General features: G+C 61.3%; 17 protein-coding genes. 12 read left to right on the forward strand and 5 right to left on the reverse strand.

Features of this window, described 5'->3' with window-relative positions; genetic code table 11:
- Positions 1-13: 13 nt before the first annotated feature.
- Together DRB06_RS14120 and DRB06_RS14125 are read right to left on the reverse strand one after the other, a co-directional pair.
- Positions 14-1,042 carry a hypothetical protein gene (locus DRB06_RS14120; protein WP_111820284.1) on the reverse strand — a complete coding sequence of 343 codons (1,029 nt, stop codon included), beginning with the start codon at positions 1,040-1,042 and terminating at the stop codon, positions 14-16.
- A gap of 509 nt (positions 1,043-1,551) precedes the next feature.
- Entirely contained in the window at positions 1,552-1,971 is a 420-nt protein-coding gene (locus tag DRB06_RS14125) for a substrate-binding domain-containing protein (RefSeq protein ID WP_111820285.1), read from the reverse strand.
- A gap of 231 nt (positions 1,972-2,202) precedes the next feature.
- Between DRB06_RS14125 and DRB06_RS14130 the strand changes: the two genes are divergently transcribed.
- Together DRB06_RS14130 and DRB06_RS14135 are read left to right on the forward strand one after the other, a co-directional pair.
- Positions 2,203-3,003 (forward strand): transposase family protein, encoded by an 801-nt coding sequence (locus DRB06_RS14130; RefSeq protein WP_111820286.1) that lies wholly within the window; start codon positions 2,203-2,205, stop codon positions 3,001-3,003.
- A 226-nt stretch (positions 3,004-3,229) separates the two neighbouring features.
- Complete coding sequence (locus DRB06_RS14135; RefSeq protein WP_111820287.1) at positions 3,230-3,889, forward strand: response regulator transcription factor; 660 nt, start codon at positions 3,230-3,232, stop codon at positions 3,887-3,889.
- Positions 3,890-4,235: 346 nt separating this feature from the next.
- On the opposite strand, the gene DRB06_RS14140 is transcribed toward DRB06_RS14135, so the two are convergent.
- Positions 4,236-5,114: an IS3 family transposase gene (locus tag DRB06_RS14140; protein ID WP_111820288.1), complete on the reverse strand. Its 879-nt coding sequence runs from the start codon at positions 5,112-5,114 to the stop codon at positions 4,236-4,238.
- Positions 5,111-5,308 (reverse strand): hypothetical protein, encoded by a 198-nt coding sequence (locus DRB06_RS15905; protein WP_146750909.1) that lies wholly within the window; start codon positions 5,306-5,308, stop codon positions 5,111-5,113. The genes DRB06_RS14140 and DRB06_RS15905 overlap by 4 nt, the downstream gene beginning before the upstream one ends.
- A 1,504-nt stretch (positions 5,309-6,812) precedes the next feature.
- Between DRB06_RS15905 and DRB06_RS14145 the strand changes: the two genes are divergently transcribed.
- The 9 genes from DRB06_RS14145 to DRB06_RS14185 all read left to right on the forward strand — a co-directional run bounded on the left by DRB06_RS14145 (position 6,813) and on the right by DRB06_RS14185 (position 17,476).
- Positions 6,813-6,989: a chromosome condensation protein CrcB gene (locus DRB06_RS14145; protein ID WP_111820289.1), complete on the forward strand. Its 177-nt coding sequence runs from the start codon at positions 6,813-6,815 to the stop codon at positions 6,987-6,989.
- A 25-nt stretch (positions 6,990-7,014) separates the two neighbouring features.
- Positions 7,015-7,209 (forward strand): hypothetical protein, encoded by a 195-nt coding sequence (locus tag DRB06_RS14150; protein WP_111820290.1) that lies wholly within the window; start codon positions 7,015-7,017, stop codon positions 7,207-7,209.
- Positions 7,210-7,303: 94 nt separating this feature from the next.
- Complete coding sequence (gene lanM, locus DRB06_RS14155) at positions 7,304-10,513, forward strand: type 2 lanthipeptide synthetase LanM (protein ID WP_111820291.1); 3,210 nt, start codon at positions 7,304-7,306, stop codon at positions 10,511-10,513.
- Between the two features lie 110 nt (positions 10,514-10,623).
- Positions 10,624-10,956: a hypothetical protein gene (locus DRB06_RS14160; protein ID WP_146750910.1), complete on the forward strand. Its 333-nt coding sequence runs from the start codon at positions 10,624-10,626 to the stop codon at positions 10,954-10,956.
- Complete coding sequence (locus DRB06_RS14165; RefSeq protein ID WP_111820293.1) at positions 10,953-13,151, forward strand: peptidase domain-containing ABC transporter; 2,199 nt, start codon at positions 10,953-10,955, stop codon at positions 13,149-13,151. The genes DRB06_RS14160 and DRB06_RS14165 overlap by 4 nt, the downstream gene beginning before the upstream one ends.
- Positions 13,152-13,175: 24 nt before the next feature.
- Entirely contained in the window at positions 13,176-14,174 is a 999-nt protein-coding gene (locus DRB06_RS14170) for an ABC transporter ATP-binding protein (protein ID WP_111820294.1), read from the forward strand.
- Positions 14,167-14,964: a hypothetical protein gene (locus DRB06_RS14175; RefSeq protein WP_111820295.1), complete on the forward strand. Its 798-nt coding sequence runs from the start codon at positions 14,167-14,169 to the stop codon at positions 14,962-14,964. Before DRB06_RS14170 ends, DRB06_RS14175 begins: the two co-directional genes overlap by 8 nt.
- Positions 14,965-15,162: 198 nt before the next feature.
- Entirely contained in the window at positions 15,163-15,507 is a 345-nt protein-coding gene (locus tag DRB06_RS14180; protein WP_111820296.1) for a hypothetical protein, read from the forward strand.
- Between the two features lie 106 nt (positions 15,508-15,613).
- Positions 15,614-17,476, forward strand: coding sequence for an SGNH/GDSL hydrolase family protein (locus DRB06_RS14185; protein ID WP_258522281.1), 1,863 nt, complete (start codon positions 15,614-15,616; stop codon positions 17,474-17,476).
- 24 nt (positions 17,477-17,500) lie between these two features.
- Here DRB06_RS14185 and DRB06_RS16880 read toward each other — a convergent pair whose 3' ends face one another.
- A complete protein-coding gene (locus DRB06_RS16880) occupies positions 17,501-17,623 on the reverse strand; it encodes a hypothetical protein (RefSeq protein WP_309300335.1) in 123 nt (40 codons plus the stop codon).
- Positions 17,624-17,844: 221 nt separating this feature from the next.
- On the opposite strand from DRB06_RS16880, the gene DRB06_RS16740 reads away from it, so the two are divergent.
- A partial coding sequence (locus tag DRB06_RS16740) for an IS1634 family transposase (protein WP_258522280.1) occupies positions 17,845-18,867 on the forward strand: 1,023 nt, incomplete at its 3' end.

An 18,867-nucleotide genomic window follows, 5' to 3' on the forward strand; every position in this document is an offset into this window, starting at 1 on the left:
CCGGCGGGATGAGTCACAGGCGACCGAGCAGGTCCGCCATCTCCTCCTCCGCCGTGTGCCAGGAGGGGTCTTGGGTGAGGGTGCCGTCTGTTAGCAGGAATCGCATCTCGGAGTCCGGTGGCGAGGCGACCTGGAGCCTGATGGCATGCTGGCCTTCTGCTCCGTCGAATGCGCGCAGGATGAGCTCGGCCTCGTCCAGGCTCAGGTCCTGCTCGTAGATATCGATCGTGGGCAGCCCGTCGGCGTAGCCGGGGCCGACGGCGTCCAGGGTCACGATCGGTTCACGCGAGGGGTCCTCGGCGCCGCCGGGAAGAGCGGCGAGCACCGCGTCTAGGGGAACCCCAGACAGGTCGACGTCGGAGGTGGCGCTGATCGTCAGCGACGTGCTGCCGATCCCGAGGCGGTCCTCGTAGGCCAGGGCGGTGCCGTCGGCGGCCGCGGGCGGTGCCAGGACGGCATCGGCGGGGAGGGAGTCCGCTTCGATGTGGCTGATCGCGATTGCGTCGTCGGTCTCCAGCGGGATGGTGATGTCGCTGATCGCGCCCTGGTTGAGTCCGGCGGCGACACGCAGCCGCTCGCACTGGAAGTCGAGCTCCGAGCGCGGGCGCACGAGGTCGACGTCGATGGCCGTGTACAGGTCTTCGCCCGCCGGCCCGGTGCCGTTCCAGCCGATGAGAAGGGTTGCGTGAGCCAGTCCCTCGACATTTGCGGCCAGGTCGGTGTAGGCGGACTGGATCAGGGCGATGGCGTCCTCGACGGGGGTGTTCTCCTCCAGCGTGAGGAAAGTGCGTACGCCCCAGGACTTGGTGGAGACATGCTCGGTGTCGACGGTCGGCTCGCTCATTACGGGTGCGCGGCCGGTGAAGTAATCGGCGAAGGGGGTCGTATCCGGTTCGGGTGTGGGCGTGCGCATCCACTTGCGTACGCCCACACCGGTGAGGGTGAGGGCAGTGGCGAGGCCGAAGACGACATCGCGGCGCTTCGGGCCGCGACGCTTGCTGGGGGTGGAATCCGTGGGAGGCGGAGTTGTCTGAGAAGTCACCGTCGCAGATTATGGGCGAGGTCTGAACCGACTCAATGCGCCGGCATGGGCAGCGCTCCCCATCGTCCGCTACTTCGACCGATCTGGTGGCGTCGGGTGGGTGGGGGCGTATCCGCTCACGGCTCACCGTTGGCGCCGGTCCTGGACATTCCGCTCCACGGCGGGGGTGCTTGGGGGTGCAGCACCTACGCCCACCAGGTCGACAACACTCACCAGGCCCCAACCACACCCACAAACCGGGAGAGCCCCAACCCTCCACCTCCACATTCGGAGGGTTGGGGGATGATGAGGACGTTCTCGGCAAGCCGACGCCCGCCGGCCCCGACCTCGCACGCCCGGACACGACCGCCGCATCGCGGTCCCGGGCCCGAACCGCCGCACCCGCAAACGCGAAGAGCCGTTTTTCCTACGATCTCAACGAAAACTTGATCCTATACACACATTCACGCCGATAATCCGGCAACACCGGGTTTCCGGTGGGCGTCCGCCCGCTGGCACCGAGACCGGCGCTAATGGCGCGAAGGCGCGGGTCCGGTGGAGTCACGGATGACGAGGGTTGGCTCTATAAGCAGATGCGTGCATGGCTCATTCGGAGACGTAAGCCGGGTGGCCAGAGTACGGATCGCGTAGCGGCCAAGTGCCTGTTTGGGCGGGGCGACGGCGGATAGCGCGGGGCGGGCAATAGCCGCGAGTTCATCGTCGTAGGCGACTATAGAGATGTCCTCCGGAACCGATACCCCGGAGTCCAGCAGGCTCTCAAGTATCAGCAGGGCGGCCTCGTCGGAGTGGACCACGATGGCGGTGACGCCCTTTGCAATGCACTGTGTGGCGAATGCCTTGATGTGCGTCAGACGCTCACCGCCTTCGACTTGAGTGGTGTCACAGCGGAGGACGGGCTCGAAGCCCCCCTGCGCGGAGTGCTTCCTCATAGCCAGCGGCTATGGCATGGCGGGAGGGAATTGCCTTGTCCAACAGCAGCGCGATCTCACTGTGCCTGAGGCTGAGTAGATACTGAGCCTTTCTTGTCAGGGTTGACGGTGAGGGGCTAGGGATCGTTGGGGTGGTGCGGGAAGGTGGGTGTGTCGTTGGTGGGTGCACGCGGAGCCTTCCGGCAGCATGTGTTTCGACCAAGAAAAGCAAGCCCGGAAATGAGGCCCCGCGTGCTGTCCTATCGTGCCACTGTCGACGTACCTGACGCCACTGCCCGCACCGTGTCCCGGTGGATCGCCGCCCACCGCCGCCGCCACGATGTGCGTCCCTGGCAGCGGGCCGCCACCAGCTGGACCCAGACGATCATGCTGCTGCGCTGGCCGATCCAGGCGGCCGATGTGGCGGCCATCGCCCGCGACGCAGGAGTCTCACCCGCCACCGCCTACCGGTACCTGCACGAATCCCTCAACGTCGTATCCGGCAAGGCCCCCGAGCTGCCCGACGTGCTACGCACCCTGAAGGACAACGGCGAGCCGTTCGTGTGCCTGGACGGAACACCCGTGCGTACCGACCGGGTCGCCGAACGCGACCCCGACACCGGCTACCACCTGTGGTACTCCGGCAAGCACAAGGACTTCGGCGGCAACATCCAGGTTCTGACCGACTCAACCGGCTACCCCGTGTGGACCTCGCCGGTCGAGCCGGGCTCGGTCCACGACATCGAGGCCGCCCGCACCCATGCCCTGCCGGCCCTGTACCCCGCCGCCGCCGACGGGATGCCCACACTGGCCGACAAGGGGTATGTAGGTGCCGGCATCGGTGTCAAGGTGCCCATCAAGGGCACCAAGCCCGACACCGGGGCGCGCTCCTACAACCAGGTCCAGGCCAGCCTGCGGGCACCGGCCGAAAGAGCCAATGCCCTCCTAAAGGGCTTCAAGGCGCTCAAACGAGTCACCCTCGACCCATCCACCATCACCAACATCGCCGCCACCGCCCTCGTCATCCTCAACCTTAACAACAGCCTCCTCTGACGAGGAAGGCTCAATGACGGCTGGTTAGACTGCTGCTATCAAGAATCGACACAGAAGCGGGTCATGCATCACGACACGCCCAGTGGCGAGAGCGCATCGAGGGTACCATCGCGATTCAACACCACTCTTCCCGGGGAGGTGCGGATCGCGACAAGCTGCGCTGCCCCAGGAAGAGCTGGTTCTTCCCTGATCGCCCTCGAAATGATACATCAAGGATGGCTTTCTCATGAGCACTCCCCTCCCCGCACGCATCATCGTCGTCGATGATGAGCCCATCATCCGTGATGGGTTGGCTGAGTATCTCGACCGCACTGACGACATTGAGGTGGTTGCGCGTCTATCCAATGGTGCGGAGGCATTGGATTACCTACATCTGCACCACATTGACCTGGTGCTTATGGACGTCCGCATGCCCATCATGGATGGCCCTACGGCTTTGACTCGTATCATCGCCGAGCATCCACGGGCGCGAGTGGTGTTCATGGCGTCCTTTGACGACGAGGAGAGCGTCTACCGAGTTTTGTCAGAAGGTGCGCACGGGTACCTTCTCAAAAGTGCCGCGCCCGAAGAATTCTGCTCTGCTATCCATGCTGCCCTGGCCGGAGGGCTGCCTGTTTCCCCCACCGTGAACGCTCGCATCTTACGAGAACTACTGCCCCGATATCGGAACCCAGTACATGACTTTGGCTTGTCCGACCGAGAACGACAGATTCTCTGTCTGCTGTGTCAGGCTGCTTCTAATAGGGAGATCGCCGGGCGTCTTTCTCTGTCGCAGTCCACGGTCAAGGCTTATGTCTCCTCAATTATGACGAAGATGGGGTGCTGTTCAAGGCTGCACATAGTTGTCTCCGCTTTCGAACAGGGTCTCGCGCGAGCGGGCTCCTGAGCCCGCGAATTATCGTATGGTGGCCTTTGTCGCTGGAATCGGCGGCTAAGGAGTGGAGATCTGCGTGACGGCGCGGGAAGAAACGGGTGCGGAGCAGGTGTTGCATGTATCGGGACCTCCGCCGCCCTGCGGTGTCCCGGAGTGGACTACTGGCTTGTTTTCGGACTTGGGGGATAGCTGCCGTTTCCCGTGATCTAAACTGCACCGGGCTTGATGGAGGCAGTGAATACACGGAAGGATCACTGCCGGGATGCTAACCGTGGGAAGTATCCCGAGGAGTTGCGGGAGCGGGCCACCAGGATAGGAGTGCTGGGTGTTGTTTGGACTCTTGCTTGTTGTGTGTTTGTCAGGCTGCTTTCGGGGTGGCGGCCTGCAGTAGTTCGCGTTCAAACTGGTTGGGTGTGCGGTACCCAATCGACGAGCGCAAACGTCTTTGATTATAGGTTAATTCAATCCACGCCGCCACATCCCGTATAGCCTTGTTCCGGGTGGGGTAGACCATACGATGCACGCGCTCATTCTTCAGTGTCGCATCGAATGACTCCGCCCACGCATTATCCCAGCACACCCCCGTACGCCCCACCGATGGCCGAATACCATACTTCTTCAAATGGTCGGCGAACTGCTGGGACGTGTACTGCGACCCCCGGTCGGAATGAAACACCGTCACCCCACGAGTCGGCCTGCAGTTCCGGGCCGCCATATCGATAACCTCACAGACCAGGTCGGTGCGCATATGATCCGGCAGAGCCCACCCCACGACTTTCTTCGTACAGCAGTCCAGCACGGTGGCCAGGTACACGAACCTCACCCAAGTAGGAATATAGGTGATGTCCCCAACCCACTTCATGCCTGGGGCCTCGGCGGTGAAGTCCCGCCCCACCAGGTCGGCGCGCTCGTCCAGGTCCTCGGCCGGCACGGTGGTACGGACCTTCCGGCGCGGCTGTGCGGCCCTCAACCCAAGCTCACGCATGATCGACCTGACCGTGTCCGCATCCGCGGGGATACCCTGCCAGTCTAATGTGGCGGCCACCCGCCGGTACCCGTAGGTGCCGTCGGACTCGACGAACATCCTCTCAATATGTGCCGCCAGTTCCCTGCGCCTGATGGCGGTGGCGGACTCAGGCTTGCTGCGCCAGTTGTAGTACCCGGACTTCGACACGCCTGCCCACTGGCACACCCCTGGCGATCGGATAGTTGGCTTCTTCCCGGTGGATCGGCTCATACCTGGCGGTCACGGCTGTTCCTTCGCGAAGAAGGCCGCCGCTTTTTTGTTAGGAACTCATTCTCCATCCGCGCCTTGTGCAGCTCGGCCTTCATTCTGGCGAGTTCCTGCGCATCGGACTTGCTCTTGCGCTTCTGCTCCACGCCGTGCTGCTTCCTGTATTTGGCGATCCAGTTGCCCACGGTCTGGGCCACCAGCCCATAGGAGGCCGCGACCGACCTATCGACCGGTCCCCCTCCACCACCTCGCGGGCACCTGTTCACGGAACTCCTCGGAGTACTTCGCCTTCGTCATATCCATCATCCTAACTATCAGATCACAGGGAACGGCAACCATCCCTCAAGTCCAAAACCAGCCTGGCGTTCCACACGACCTACCCGCCGCCGCTTGACAAAGCACATAGGGGCCCCACAAAACCCGGGGCTTGACAGCTTGCCCTTACGTACCAGGCGGGGTGTGGTCGGCTTGCCTTTCCCTGTGGCCCAAGTGATCGGTCGGCACGGCCTGCAGGCCCCGCACCCCGGGGCCTGTTTCAAAAGCGCTGGTAGTAGCCCGTCAGCACCGGTGGGCTCCACATTGCCGGACTCGACCTGTTCAAACAGGTCATCCAACGCGCCGCAAGGCAGCCAGCTCCCGGGCAACACCGAGCCCACTAGAAGCGGTCTCCCACGGGACGGTCTTCTTCTCATCAGCAACCCTCGTCAGGGCCAGTCCTCTCAATCAGGGCTTACACAGGCTATTGAACACGCTCAACGCTCCACCCTAGCACCACCTATCGTTATGGAGAGATCGCCCCGCATCCCATAACAACCCCACTCCCAGCCACCGATATTGACGAACCCCTGGCAACATCGCCGGACGGAACACACGTGCCCTTCCATTCATCTGGACTATAACCGCGGAACAGATCTTCACCAAAGCCAACCGTCCAGGAATGAACCAAACACGACAGTAGCAAGGTCAGGGGCAGTGAAGGTAATGTCACTCATATCGAGCTCTCCATAATCGGCTTGGTCCTAACAGCTCCCAACCATCGGGGACCTCGACCCTACTTTCCGCACCACACGCCCGAACCTGCGGTTACCCGACCACCACACCCACAAACGCGAAGAGCCACCAAAGCCATCAAGCTCCTAACCCCTAACCGTACCATCGACTTTGCCGAGGCCCTGGTCCCGTAGCTTTCCCCGTCATCACACGAATCCTGGCCAGTTCCAGGGGGCTTCGTTGTGAGAAAGGCTCGGCGGCTGCCGGCTCCTCCTTGGGGAGGATGAAGACTAGACTTTAGTACGGTCAATACTCTCCCTTTAGCTGCTGATGCCTGCGCCCGAGCCGATGGAGGATTGGAGCTGTTCGGACGACGGTCGTCCGAGAGAGGTCGCCCATGGAGAGCAAGAGGAAGCCCTGGATCGTCGCGATGCTTGCAGGCGTGCTCATTGCCGTGTTAGACGTACTGGCCTTCGGTAGCCCGCTGCTACTAGGGATCGGTGGGTTGTTGGCGCTTGTATCCGCTGTTGTTGTCATCATTCAAAGCCTGACGGCTAGGCGATCGTAGTTCGAAGGAATGGTGGGTAGTAGACGTTTGTCGAGGAAAGTATAGACCGAGGGATGTGGTAGACGTCAGGGCCCTGATTGGATCCTTGATATGCCGCTGGTTACAGTTTCCGGCGACGCGTCACCGATTTCGAAGGAGAAGTCATGTCCACCTCGATACCCCCGCTCGATATCGTCGAACTTGACGATGCCGAAATGTCCACGGTTGATGGCGGGACCAGTCTCCCTTGTGCTGGCCTGGTCATCACCACCATGACTACCTGCTTCAACGATACGGCTCTGTGGGGCTCGTGTCGCCTCGGCACCCGCGGATGCTGCTGAGAAGGAACTGAGAGGAGACAAGAAGATGAGCACGACAACGCAGAATGCGCCCGCCGTCATTGAGGTTGACCTGGCTGAGTTGACCGACCTCGAGCTTCAGAGCGTGGCTGGAGCCGCTGGCTCCGGATGGGTCCACACCCTTGGCTGCTGCTGGTGCCTGCCCTGGTACTCGAGCTACACCAAGTGTGGGGCGATTTGCAAGCAGGGTACGTGCAGCTGAGCAACTACTGGTGGCCGTGGAGGGAGGGAGCAGTGTCTCACACCCCCTCCCTCCACGAACCAAACTGAGCAATAGGATAGTGAGGAGTTGAATCATGTCCTGGATCGAGTCGATTCCCTGGTGGCGTACGCTCACGATCGCTGAGCGCATCGCGCTGCCCGGCTCACCGACCTCGGTCGACGTGTTACGCGCTTCTGAGCGTAGCGATCGTTGGCAGGAGCTCGCCGTTTTCCACCACACTAGCCTCACCCCTGATGAGGCGGTAGCTCCTCTCGGTCTCGATTGGCGAGAGCTCAAAGAACTTCTAGGTGAAGACGACTCTTCTCTGCGCGCCCGAACTGGCGTATCCGCTCCGCAATGGCTGCAACGGGTAGGGCGTTGGTGCGTCTCTTGGAGTGCCGATGAGGGCCGGCCTCGCCCGGATCGCGAGCTGTACAACTTGATCGCGCCTCTAGTCGAGGGTGCAGTCGCCGAGCTACTTGATAAAGTCGTTACGCATGTCGACGACCCCCTATTGACGGGTAAGGCGTTCATGGATTCTCTCATTGAGTCCGTCCCGAATGCAAGTCTATCTTCGATTACAACCCCCTGTCTCGTCCAGGACATGTACGACCAGCGCCATAATGAAGATGGCGCCTTGCGCGGGGTGTCCGACAGTGAGGTCTACTTCCGGTACACGGCTTTGCTCAACGATGATGCGGTACGTGAACGCATATTTAAGACTTACCCACTGGTTCTGCGATGTGTTGTCGAGCGTCTGGAGATGTGGATAGAGCGCCGCTTTGAGTTTGTCCTACGCCTAGAGCGCGATATGGGACGGATCGCCGAGGTACTCCTTGGCGGTCGGCGCCCGACGGTATTGACAGCCTCATTCGATGCGGGAGACTCCCACCGCAGGGGCTGTGCCGTCGCGATCGTGTCAACGGATGTGGGTAGGTTCGTTTACAAGCCCCACGCTCCCGCAATGGAACAGATGTTCGAGAAGCTACGTGACGTCACCGAGCACTACTCCACTACGGGTCACCTGCGTACCGCCGCGCTCGTCCCCGGAGAGGACTACTTCTGGCAGGAGTTCATCGAGGCAAACGATATCACTGAGGACTCTGTGGTTGATACCGCAGAGCGATTAGGGTCACTCACCGCGCTTCTGCATGGTCTGCGCTCCAATGACTTCCATTACGAGAATGTTGTTATGGGCAGCGACGGGCCGGTTCCAATCGACTTGGAGTCTGTGCTACACACTAGTCATGACTATCGGGTCAAGGATGAGGGTGGACGCAGCAGTAGCAATATTGGAGCCCTTGCCTTGGACGATTCATGTCTGGGAGTTGGGATTATCCCGCACCCTCTCGTCGTGCCCGGTGCGGACAACGTTGCTGAGGCCGCCGATATCTCTGTCGTCGGATACACGCCGGGCCGGGTCGGGGGCGTGAAAATGCCGCACCTGGTTAATGTGGGAACTGCTGAGATGCGCATCGAGTACGAGCGAGCAGCCTTTGACTCTGACGATCCGATTGCGGGTCGTGTTCTGCTACATACACAACAGGATGCCTTCCTTAACGGCTTCCGTGCGGGGTATGCGGCAGTGCATGCTGCCGCCGCCCGAATATTGGCGGCGGTGCGTAGCGCTCGCAATGTGACATCCCGGTATATCGCTCGTCCTACCATGATCTATGGGAAGATCCTAGCCGAGTCTTACCATCCGACGTTTATGCGCGATGCTCTGGAACGGCATCTCGTGCTGGGCAAACTTCTCGCTCATTTCACCGGACTACCCTACCGAAATGCTCTGATAGCGGCGGAACTGGAAGACATGCTCGTCGGGGACATCCCGATCTTCTCATTGGAATTGGCTACTGGCACACTACGCGCCTCGGATGACGAGACCATTGTAGCTACTCTAATGGCGCCGGTTGACCGGCTCGCTCAAGTACTTGCGGGTATGGATAAAGACCATCTGCACCTTCAGGAGCATATCATCCGCCTTGCCTTCGGGTGTTTGCCTGACTCGCAGCCTCAAGGAGATCCGCGATTGTCACTCGGGCCGAATGGCGGCTCCCTTTCCGATGACAAACTAGAGGCGGCGGCGGCGCTAATGGACCAGTTGGAGGGGATGGTGATCGAGGGGGACCGTCTGGGAACTGTCACGCTTTCCGCTACGGCTCCGCACCAGTGGACCGTTACCCCCGGCGGAATCGATCTGTACTCAGGTAGCACCGGCGTCGGACTGGCAGCGCTGGCCGTCGCCGAGTTGACTGGTTCGCCGCAAGCAGCACGAATCGCGAGCTCAGCAATGGCAGCTGCCCCGTACTTGGCCGAACTGGTTTCCAATGACGATGAGGCCGTGGCCAAGAACATCCGTGACTTGTCTACGGGAGCCTATGGGCAGGTTTCCGGAGTCGCATTGATCATGGCGGAGGCGCACCGCGCGGCTCCAGATGCTGCTTTGCGTGAGGCATGCCGTGCCACCGTCCAGATGCTAGGACAGATGGGCCCGGCTGACCGTTTCCACGACATCATTTCGGGCAATGCTGGCGGTATCCTTACTGCCGCGTCAGTCAGTGATGTCGCCGGACCTGAAGAGACGGTTCGAACCATCAGGAGTCTTGCTGACCACCTGGTGTCCACGGCGATACGTGATCGTGATGGACTTTCCTGGGAACAGGCCGATGATGGTGCTCGGCTCGTCGGGTTCTCTCATGGATCCGGAGGTGTGGCCAGAGCGTTGACCGTAGCTTCAGATGTCTTGCATGACGAATCCCTCGCACAGACCGCTGCCGATGCCTATGCTTGGGAATCGGTGCGGGTGACCGCCGGCGGCGACTGGCCCGATCTGCGCCCAGAGGCCGGTGGCGGAAGCGGCGGAAACATGCGTGCTTGGTGCCACGGCAGCCCTGGTGCGGGCTACGGAAGGGCTCTGTTGTTGGCTTCCCATCCCGAGCGGATGACTGCGATACTCGACGCTGAGCTCCGTCTAGCCTGTGCTTGCACTCAGGAGACGCTGGATGCATATATTAGCCGCGCTGGCGATCTGGGAGACGAGTCTTTGTGTCATGGCACGGTGGGAAATATCTTGTGTCTGGAAGCGATGTTGGAATCCCTGACCGATCATGAGGAGGCGCTGTCTCGCACTGCTCCGTATTGGGAGTATCTGTTGCGCAGTGGAGGCCCCTGGAGGTCAGGAGCGAGGAACGGCGTTGCCATCCCAGATCTCATGATGGGGCTCGCCGGAATCTCCTGGGGTTTGGCCTTCTCTGCGAGGCCGACGCCCCGGCTTGACCTCATGAGTCTTGAGACCAGATGATGGGATCGCAGACACTACTGCGCATAGATGATGTGCGCCCTCGCGCCTGGGAGGCAGTGGCTTTCGCCTTTGCCGTCATTGTGTTCATGGTGATGACTACAATGTTGCGTTTGGAGCCGGAGTACATGCTTACGGTGGCTGACGCCCATTCCGGCACGATCGTCGTGGTCGCCGATCGGGATGTTGTGCAGATCGAGGCGGGTTCCGTGGTGGTCGTCACAAGCGTCCCCACGGGGGTGCGGAACAGTGGTGATGTTGTGAGGTGGGAAAGTGCGCAGCCATCATCCAATGAGGCAGTAAAGGGAATCGTGGAATCAGGGGATGTGCAGGAGATGGTAATACGTCTGGATGGTGAGACTGAGGTGGGAATCGGTGACGCGGTAATCGTCAAGGCAGAGCCAACCTTAGCCTTGGAGGCCCTAGTGGGAAGGATTCTACGATGAGTATTCTAACAGGTGGACGTCGCCGAATCCCGGTAATTCTTCAGGCCACGACCACGGAGTGCGGGCTTGCCAGTTTGGTGATGGTGATGGCGTACTACGGGCACCACGTCCCTCTGCCTGAGTTGCGGGCACGTGCTGGCATTGGGCGCGATGGCGTTTCGATGTTAGCTCTCAAGCACCTTGCCGAGGAGGAGGCATTTCTGGCACGTGCTTTTCGGGTCGGCCTCAGACCGGTGGTCGACCAAGTCGGCTTACCAGTCATTGCTGCCTGGGATGACGCCCATTTCGTTGTCATCGAAAGATTGACTCGGCGCGGCGTAAAGGTAGTCGATCCGGCCGTCGGGCGCATGACGATCAGCTCTGATGAGTTCGCCTCCCATTACCGTCAGATCGTGTTGCGGCTCGAGCCGACAGCATCGGTTCGGCGGCGCAGTCCTCGTCGGCAGAACCTCCTGGCCTTCGTCACGTCTTTCGTACCCTCGATTGGCTCTAAGCTCGCGGTAATCTTCGGGTTGTCACTCATGACTGCGTTCATTGCGATGCTGCCTGCCGCCCTGACCGCCTATCTGGTCGACTCGCTCGGCGTGACTATTGGGACAGGAACATACTCGACCATGAGCATCGTCGTCGTGGTCTTGGCTTTGCTGTACGGGACATCATCGGTGCTGCGTAGCGGCGTTATCATGTGGTTCGAGAAGTTGGCGGATGGTGAGATGACGGCGGCAATTATTCAACACCTCATGCGTCTGCCCTTCCTGTTCTTTCAGGGACGACCCGCGGGTGACGTGCTGGTGCGGCTCTCGTCGATCAGTTATGTGCGCGATTCCCTATCGGGGCGCATCCTGCCGATGCTAGTGGACCTAGTGTTCTTAGCAGTCTATTCTTCTCTCGTAGGGGCATGGTCACGTACCCACTTGCTCGTTTTGGCTAGTGTCGCCGTCGTTCAACTATTATCAATTCTCCTGTATGGCCCGCGTGCAAAGTTGCTCGCAGATCAGGAGGTCAACGAAATGTCCAGGACCCAATCCCTTATGGTCGAGGCCTTGGGGGATATGGAGTCCACCAAGGCGCTGGGCATTGAGGAACAGGTATTCGAGCGATGGGGTTCGGCGTATCAGCGGCAGCTGAACATCTCCGCTCGACGTCAGCGGTTAGATAACCATCTAGCGGCCTTTTTATCGACTGTCGGGTTTATTGGTCCCGCGGTGCTACTGCTCGTGGGAGTCCACGAGGTTCTTGCCGGCCGACTCAGCTTGGGGCAGATGCTTGCGGTCAACTCGCTAGCGGCGGCAGCGCTCACGCCGGTTCAACAGATCGGAATGAACCTTCAGGTCATTCAAACGGTTCGAGTTCATCTGAATCGCCTCCGCGATCTCGTGGATGAGGAGGCCGAAGACATTCACGTCGACGGTTTGCCGGCGGACCTCTCGCAGGACCTTGTATTTGACGGTGTTTGTTACTCCTACTCCAAAAACGGTCAGGAGGTATTATCGGATGTAAGTCTGACAGTGAGGTCCGGAGAGTTTCTTGCAGTGGTGGGCCCTTCGGGATCCGGCAAGTCAACCTTATCGCGCCTGTGTCTAGGTTTAATCGAGCCTGTACGCGGCGAAGTCCGTCTCGGAACGGCGCCGCTAACGGAGATTGATCTGAGAACGATACGTCGCCAAACCGGAGTCGTCACCCAGGGTGTAACCGGGTCGGCGGGCTCTATCCGCGCCAATGTGCAGGCTGGACGGTGGTGGGTGGACGACGCTGATGTTATCCGTGCTCTTGAGGATGCCGCCCTGGAGGCGGACGTGGCAAAGATGCCATTAGGCCTAGACACGCCTTTGGGTGAGTCTGGTCAGGGACTTTCCGGCGGGCAGCTTCAGCGCCTAGCCATCGCCCGAGCCCTGGCGGGGAAACCTAGCATGGTGGTCTTTGACGAGGCTACTTCGAACCTAGATGGACCCGCAGAGGCGATGGTATACGCTAGACTCTCCAGCCTGAACGCCACCCGTCTCGTCATAGCACACCGTTTGTCCACAATAGCGAACGCCGACCGCATTCTCTTCCTTGTGGATGGGCGTGTGGTTGGGCTTGGACCACATGAGGAGTTGATTCTGACCTGTCCCGACTATGCGGAGTTCGTCCACTCCCAGTTGCTCGATGCCCCTAGAGCCGATTCTGATGTCGCTGCTGCGAGCCGGCTCTGAGGTTGAAGAAAGGAAGTAGATTCTATGATTCCGGAAGCCGTCAACAAAGGCGTGGTGCCGCATTCGGCTGTACCACGGCGATTGTCGTCTGATGAATGTCAGGTTGCGCAAGATGCTCTAGTCTTGAGCGCGTCGGGTTTGTCGAAGAATTACCGGGCTTTCCGGCTGAAGGAGGTGAACGTCGAGATTCGCGCAGGCAGAATCCAGGGCTTCTTCGGGCCTAACGGCTCCGGGAAGACAACGACACTGTCGATCTTGGCCGGGTTGGTGCGTCCCGATTCGGGAACGGTCATTCTGGAGCCGGGACTGCGGCGCGGTCGGCGCGAGCCTATGGCCGTGCTGCTGGACTCCTTTGGTTATAATCCATTTCTGACTGGGCGTGAGCATTTACTGACTGTCGCAAGACGTTTTGGGCATACGGCTCGCGAGGTCGATGAGTTGCTGGACTCGGCGGGTCTGGCTGCGGCTGCCCGTCGCCGCATCGGAAAGTACTCGTTGGGTATGCGTCGTCGTCTGGGTATCGCGGAAGTGTTGCTGGTCGATGCCGACATCGTTCTCTTGGATGAACCGACCAATGGCCTGGATCCAGATGGTGTCGTGTGGCTGCGCCGGGTGATCCGTCGGATGGCTTCCGACGGTCGAGGTGTACTGCTTTCCTCTCATATACTTAATGAGGCAGAGGGGCTCATTGATGATGCGGTTTTTCTGCTAGATGGAGCTGTCGAGTGGTCTGGACCCTACGAACAGATTGTTGACGCGGTAGCAAACCGCTACGTCAGCCTACGTGGAGGCAACAGTTTCGAGCTTGCGGAATACCTGACGAGCCGTGGCATAGACGTTCTTCAAGCAGGCCAGGATGAACTCGCGGTGCGAGCCGAGCAACTCGACTCTGCTCGCGAGGAGGCTGCTGCGATCAGTCAGGACGTGGCTGTGTCAAGAGTCGACCGGCCGAGCCTGGATCTTGTCTACCACTTAATTCGTTCGCATGGTCTTCGGAACACGGAGGTTTCCTACTATGAGTGAGTTCCTGTCTCAGTTGGGCGGCGTGTCTCGAGATCGCGCCGTTATCCTGACGTCCGTGATTATCGGTCTTTTCTTGTGGGTGCTGGTGGGGCTGGTTACGTTCAATATAGCCCGCGGGTACAGTGACGGTCAGATCGCAGACGTTGCATTCGGGTATGTATATTCGTACGTAGGACGTTCTGGGTATATATTGCCCTTCCTTATCGGCGTTCTGGTTGCCACTCAGATGTTTCGGCACCATACCGTTGCCAGATTGGTGTTTTACAGTTCTTCCCGTTTACGTATGTATCTGAATCAGGCGGCGGCAGGTCTTGGTATTTCCCTTATTGTCGCGGTGGTGACGGTGTTCGGTGCGGTGGCGATAATTGCAGGCGTCTTCGGCTTGGTAGGGGCGGATGCGGCGCTGGGTGAGGCTACTTATTGGCTTATGTCTCTGCGGACGGTTGCAGCCTTCGCTTTGTGGGCGCTCATCGGCGTCGGCCTGGGGATGCTTCTCCGCAATCAGGTAGCAGCGGTTGCGACCGTGTTTATTTTCGCGATTCTTATCGAGCCGACGGTTACTGCAATGTGCAATGAGTCTGAGAGTCTCCAGAATGTGGGCCAGTATTTGCCTGGAGGTGCGAACTGGTCAGCGGTGTGGCCCGTGGACCCGATTGCGGGCAACACTTCAGAAATGGTGCAGGCTGGTCTCAGTTGGGTTGGAGGATTAGCCGTACTCGCGGTATATGGTGCGGTGATGCTCGTGTGTGGCTATATTGTTAGCCTGCGACGTCGCGATATCGCGGCGTGAGGCGCGGGGAGGCGACTGGAGTTGACAGGGAACCAATCTGGCCTTGCCGTCGCTGCGTCGCCAACAGCCAAAGTAGCCGGGGCTCGGCGCCTGCCGCGTCGGCTGCTGGGGCTGACCGTTGTCGGCGTCGTATTGGGCGGTGGAGCCTGGTGGTGGCTACGTTCCTCCGGGGCCGTTGCCGTAAGGCCGGCGGAGGTCATGGCCGAGGATCCCATGGGTGCCGACACGATCGCCGGTTACCAGGCGGTGCGCTCCAGCCGGTCGCCGTCGCCCGGCCTGTTGTCCAAGCCGTCGACCGTGTGGCTGCGGCATTGGTTTCGCGCCGACGGCGTCGCGCCGGGGGACCTCATGGGCGAGTTGGTGGACTACGCCGTCGATCACGGCTGGGCGGGCGGGGAGTACTCGCTGCCCGGCGTGTGGGAGTCCTCCCGCCGGGATCCGCGGCTCGACGGCCCGCTGATCCTGCTGATCTCGCTGGTCGACGACGTCGATCCCGCCGACGCTCTGCATGGGACCGTGCGCGTGTCCCTGACCTACCGGTGAGTAAAAGTGCTCCGTGGCGCCTGCCTCTGATCCGACTCTCGGCCCGCGTCTGATACCTGGCCTTGTCCCCCGTTCCCCGCCACGTTTCCGAAAGGTGTTCCCTGTGATGTCCCGTCCCCGCCGCGGCCTGCGCACCCTGATGGCAGGTCTGCTCGCTCTGACTATCTTGCTGCCTTCCCTGGTCATCGGTTCTCCCACAGCGGCGGCCGCGCCGGCGGGCGGGAGCCTGCGTGTGGTGCTGCTGGGGGATTCCTACTCGGCGGGCAACGGTGCCGGGGACTACTACGGGGATGACAAGAGCGCCTACCGCAGCCGCAACAACTGGGCGCACCGCTACGTGGACTGGGTCAATACCCAGAACGTCTCCGCCACGTTGACCAATCTGGCTCACAGCGGTGCGGTGACCGACGACCTGCTTGGGAGATCGGGCCAGGTGGCCGCAATCCCTGCGGACACCGACCTGGTGATGCTGACCATCGGCGGCAACGACGTGGGGTTCGCGGACATCGTACAAAAGTGCTTCACACTGGGACTGCGTGACGCCAAGTCCTGCAAGACCAAGGTCGACGGGGCCAACGCGTTGATGGACGACGTCATGGGCTCCACCCGCAACATTTTGCAGCTGATCGACGATCGCCTACCCGACGGCGCCCAGGTGATTCTGGTCGGCTACCCGCGCCTGGCCACCTCCCGCAGCTACATTCTGAAGGACCTCTTCGGCTCCGTTTCCTACGACGCCGGCACCGGGGTGCGTGCTCTGAGTGAGACTGCCCGGGACAAGCAGGCCGCTATGGTCGAGAACTGGAATGCCACCCACCCTGGACTGAAGGTCACTTATATTGACGGCGTGGTGGCGGCTTTTGATGGGCACGAGCCTGACCCTGCCACGAATTCTCGCAACGACTACCGGTGGTTGAATGAATTCTTTGAGACCCGCGGCCGCCTGGCCGCCAACGGCAAGACGACCTCCACGTTCAGCCTGGACGCCGCCGAGTTCTACCACCCCAACATCATCGGCCACCAGCAGATGGCCAACCTCATCATCAACCAGGTGGGTGTGCCCTCCAATGTCAAGCCCGCAAGTAGCCCCGCGATTGTGGCGGCGTCCTACGCCGTAAGTGACAGCGTTACGACGGCTGAGGACGCACCCGAGGCGTGGATCCAGGGCCCGTACGTCGCCAAGGAGGGAAGCACCCTAACCCTGGACGCACGCGGATCCCATGCCGACGACGGAGACATCACTACATACGAGTGGGACCTGGACGGCGACGGAGTTTTCGAGCAGACCTCCACCGAGCCGGTCATCGACTACACCTTTGCCGACCTGTACGACGGACAAGTCGGCCTGCGCGTGACCCAGGACGACGGTCAGACCGACGTGTACACCACGCAGGTGCAGATCACCGACGACGGCGACAACACCCCGCCCGAGTTCGACAACTGTCCGGATGCATACAACTACAGCCAGTCCGACTATGACGGTGATGGCGTAGGCGACGTCTGCGACCCCGATCCCGGCTACCCTACTGAGGATCAGCCCGGAGTTTGTGTCGTCGGCGAGAACTGCCCCGACGACGACGCCACTGCCGCCCCTGTGCCCACGCCCGACGGTGCGGGCACAGCGCCGGATGCATCAGACCCGACCGACTCGGCAACTACGGCCGCACCGGCAGACGCGACGGACCCGGAACCGGCCGCTCCCACCCCGGATACCGCGGGAGATGCGGCCGCGGCCGGCAACCAGCCAGCAACAGCCGCCGATAATCCGACAGCACCGGGAACGGCCGTGGCGACTGAAACGCCGTTATCACTGCCGACAACCCCGGCCGGCTCAACGGCACACGACGCGCGAACCCGCCTGGCCAACACCGGATTCAGCGCTGGACTGCCCTTTGCTGCCATCTCTTTAGCCGCTACAGCTGTCGGCACCGTCCTAATCCGGTGTGCCATCCGCAGGCAACTAAGGTGAGGTAGTCAGGGTAGTGTCCTCCAGCTATTTTCCGGCGCTGCGCAGGCGCAGGGAGTTGGTGACCACGATGACGCTGGAGGCGGCCATGGCGGCGCCGGCGATCATCGGGTTGAGCATTCCGGCTGCGGCCAGGGGGATCGCGGCCACGTTGTAGGCGAAGGCCCAGAACAGGTTCTGTTTGACCTGACTCGTCTCATTTTTGGTGACTCTGTGTCATGATCAGGGTTTTTCGTTGGTGTGGTGTGGTTGTGTTGGTGGTTGTGGGGCACTAATCCGGTGGCCTGTAGAGTGATGGCGTGTGAGCCCGTTTATTCGGAAGGTGCGTACAGCGTCGGGGGCTACGGCGGTGCAGATCGTGGCCAAGGAGCATGGTGTGCGCCGGATTGTGGAGCACCTGGGCTCAGCGCACGGGTGAGGCGGAGCTGGCGGTCCTGATGGAGGCGGGACGGGAGAAGATCCGGGGCGGCCAGGGGGTGCTGGACCTGGCCGGCCTGACACCTCAGGCCGCCGGCCAGGCCGCGCAGGCGGTAGTCGTCGGGCAGCGCTCGGCTCTGCTGTGGGATGTCCTGTGTGCGGCCTACGAGGCCCTGGGGCTGGGTGAGGCTACTGGTGGGGATGAGGGGTTTATGCAGATGGTGCTGGCCCGGCTGATCGAGCCCACCAGTAAGGAGCAGGTACCCCGGGTGATCTCCGAGCTGGGTGTGCAGCCGGCCTCCAGGAGGACACTGTTCCGCTCGCTGGCGCGCTGCGCGGGCCGCCAGTGGCGGGAACGGATTGCGGACGCCTGCCTGCGGCATGTCACCGGCCGCGGGGACCTGAGTCTGTGTTTGTATGACGTGACGACCCTGTACTTCGAGGCGGAGAAGGAGGACGACCTACGGCGGGTGGGCTATTCCAAGGAGCGGCGGGTGGACCCGCAGGTCATTGTGGGGCTGCTGGTGGACCGGACGGGCTTCCCACTACGTGTCGGCTGCTGGGAGGGCAACAGGGCCGAGACCAGCACGATTGTGCCGATGATCCAGGAACTGCGGGAGGCGTCGGGGATTGATCACCTGGTCGTGGTGGCGGACGCCGGCATGCTCTCCGCGGCCAACCTCGAGGCACTCGATCAGGCCGGCTTGGGGTTCATTGTGGGGTCCCGTATGACCAAGGCGCCGGCGGACCTGGAGGCGCACTTCGCCTGGCGCGGGGACGCCTTGGCCGACGGGCAGGTGATCGACACCATCACCCCACGTAAAGGTTCCATCAGCAGGGAACGCGACCGGAACGTCCGCGATGAGCCCGTCTGGAGCCCAGTGGAGTTTCCGGGCTCGTGGCGGGCGATCTGGGCTTACAGCGCCAGGCGGTTCGCCCGGCACCAGCAAGACCCTGACCGCGCAGGAGAACCGGGC

The organism is Actinomyces sp. Z5 (genome assembly GCF_003287795.1).
Classification (GTDB): Bacteria; Actinomycetota; Actinomycetes; order Actinomycetales; family Actinomycetaceae; genus Actinomyces; species Actinomyces glycerinitolerans.

Bases quoted from the DNA above. Each gene is read 5' to 3' on its own strand.
- DRB06_RS14175 (WP_111820295.1), top strand. From the start codon at position 14,167: ATGAGTGAGTTCCTGTCTCAGTTGGGCGGCGTGTCTCGAGATCGCGCC.
- DRB06_RS14180 (WP_111820296.1), top strand. From the start codon at position 15,163: ATGGCCGAGGATCCCATGGGTGCCGACACGATCGCCGGTTACCAGGCG.
- lanM (WP_111820291.1), top strand. From the start codon at position 7,304: ATGTCCTGGATCGAGTCGATTCCCTGGTGGCGTACGCTCACGATCGCT.
- DRB06_RS14145 (WP_111820289.1), top strand. From the start codon at position 6,813: ATGTCCACCTCGATACCCCCGCTCGATATCGTCGAACTTGACGATGCC.
- DRB06_RS14185 (WP_258522281.1), top strand. From the start codon at position 15,614: ATGTCCCGTCCCCGCCGCGGCCTGCGCACCCTGATGGCAGGTCTGCTC.
- DRB06_RS14140 (WP_111820288.1), bottom strand. From the start codon at position 5,114: ATGAGCCGATCCACCGGGAAGAAGCCAACTATCCGATCGCCAGGGGTG.
- DRB06_RS14170 (WP_111820294.1), top strand. From the start codon at position 13,176: ATGATTCCGGAAGCCGTCAACAAAGGCGTGGTGCCGCATTCGGCTGTA.
- DRB06_RS14150 (WP_111820290.1), top strand. From the start codon at position 7,015: ATGAGCACGACAACGCAGAATGCGCCCGCCGTCATTGAGGTTGACCTG.
- DRB06_RS14165 (WP_111820293.1), top strand. From the start codon at position 10,953: ATGAGTATTCTAACAGGTGGACGTCGCCGAATCCCGGTAATTCTTCAG.
- DRB06_RS14135 (WP_111820287.1), top strand. From the start codon at position 3,230: ATGAGCACTCCCCTCCCCGCACGCATCATCGTCGTCGATGATGAGCCC.
- DRB06_RS14125 (WP_111820285.1), bottom strand. From the start codon at position 1,971: ATGAGGAAGCACTCCGCGCAGGGGGGCTTCGAGCCCGTCCTCCGCTGT.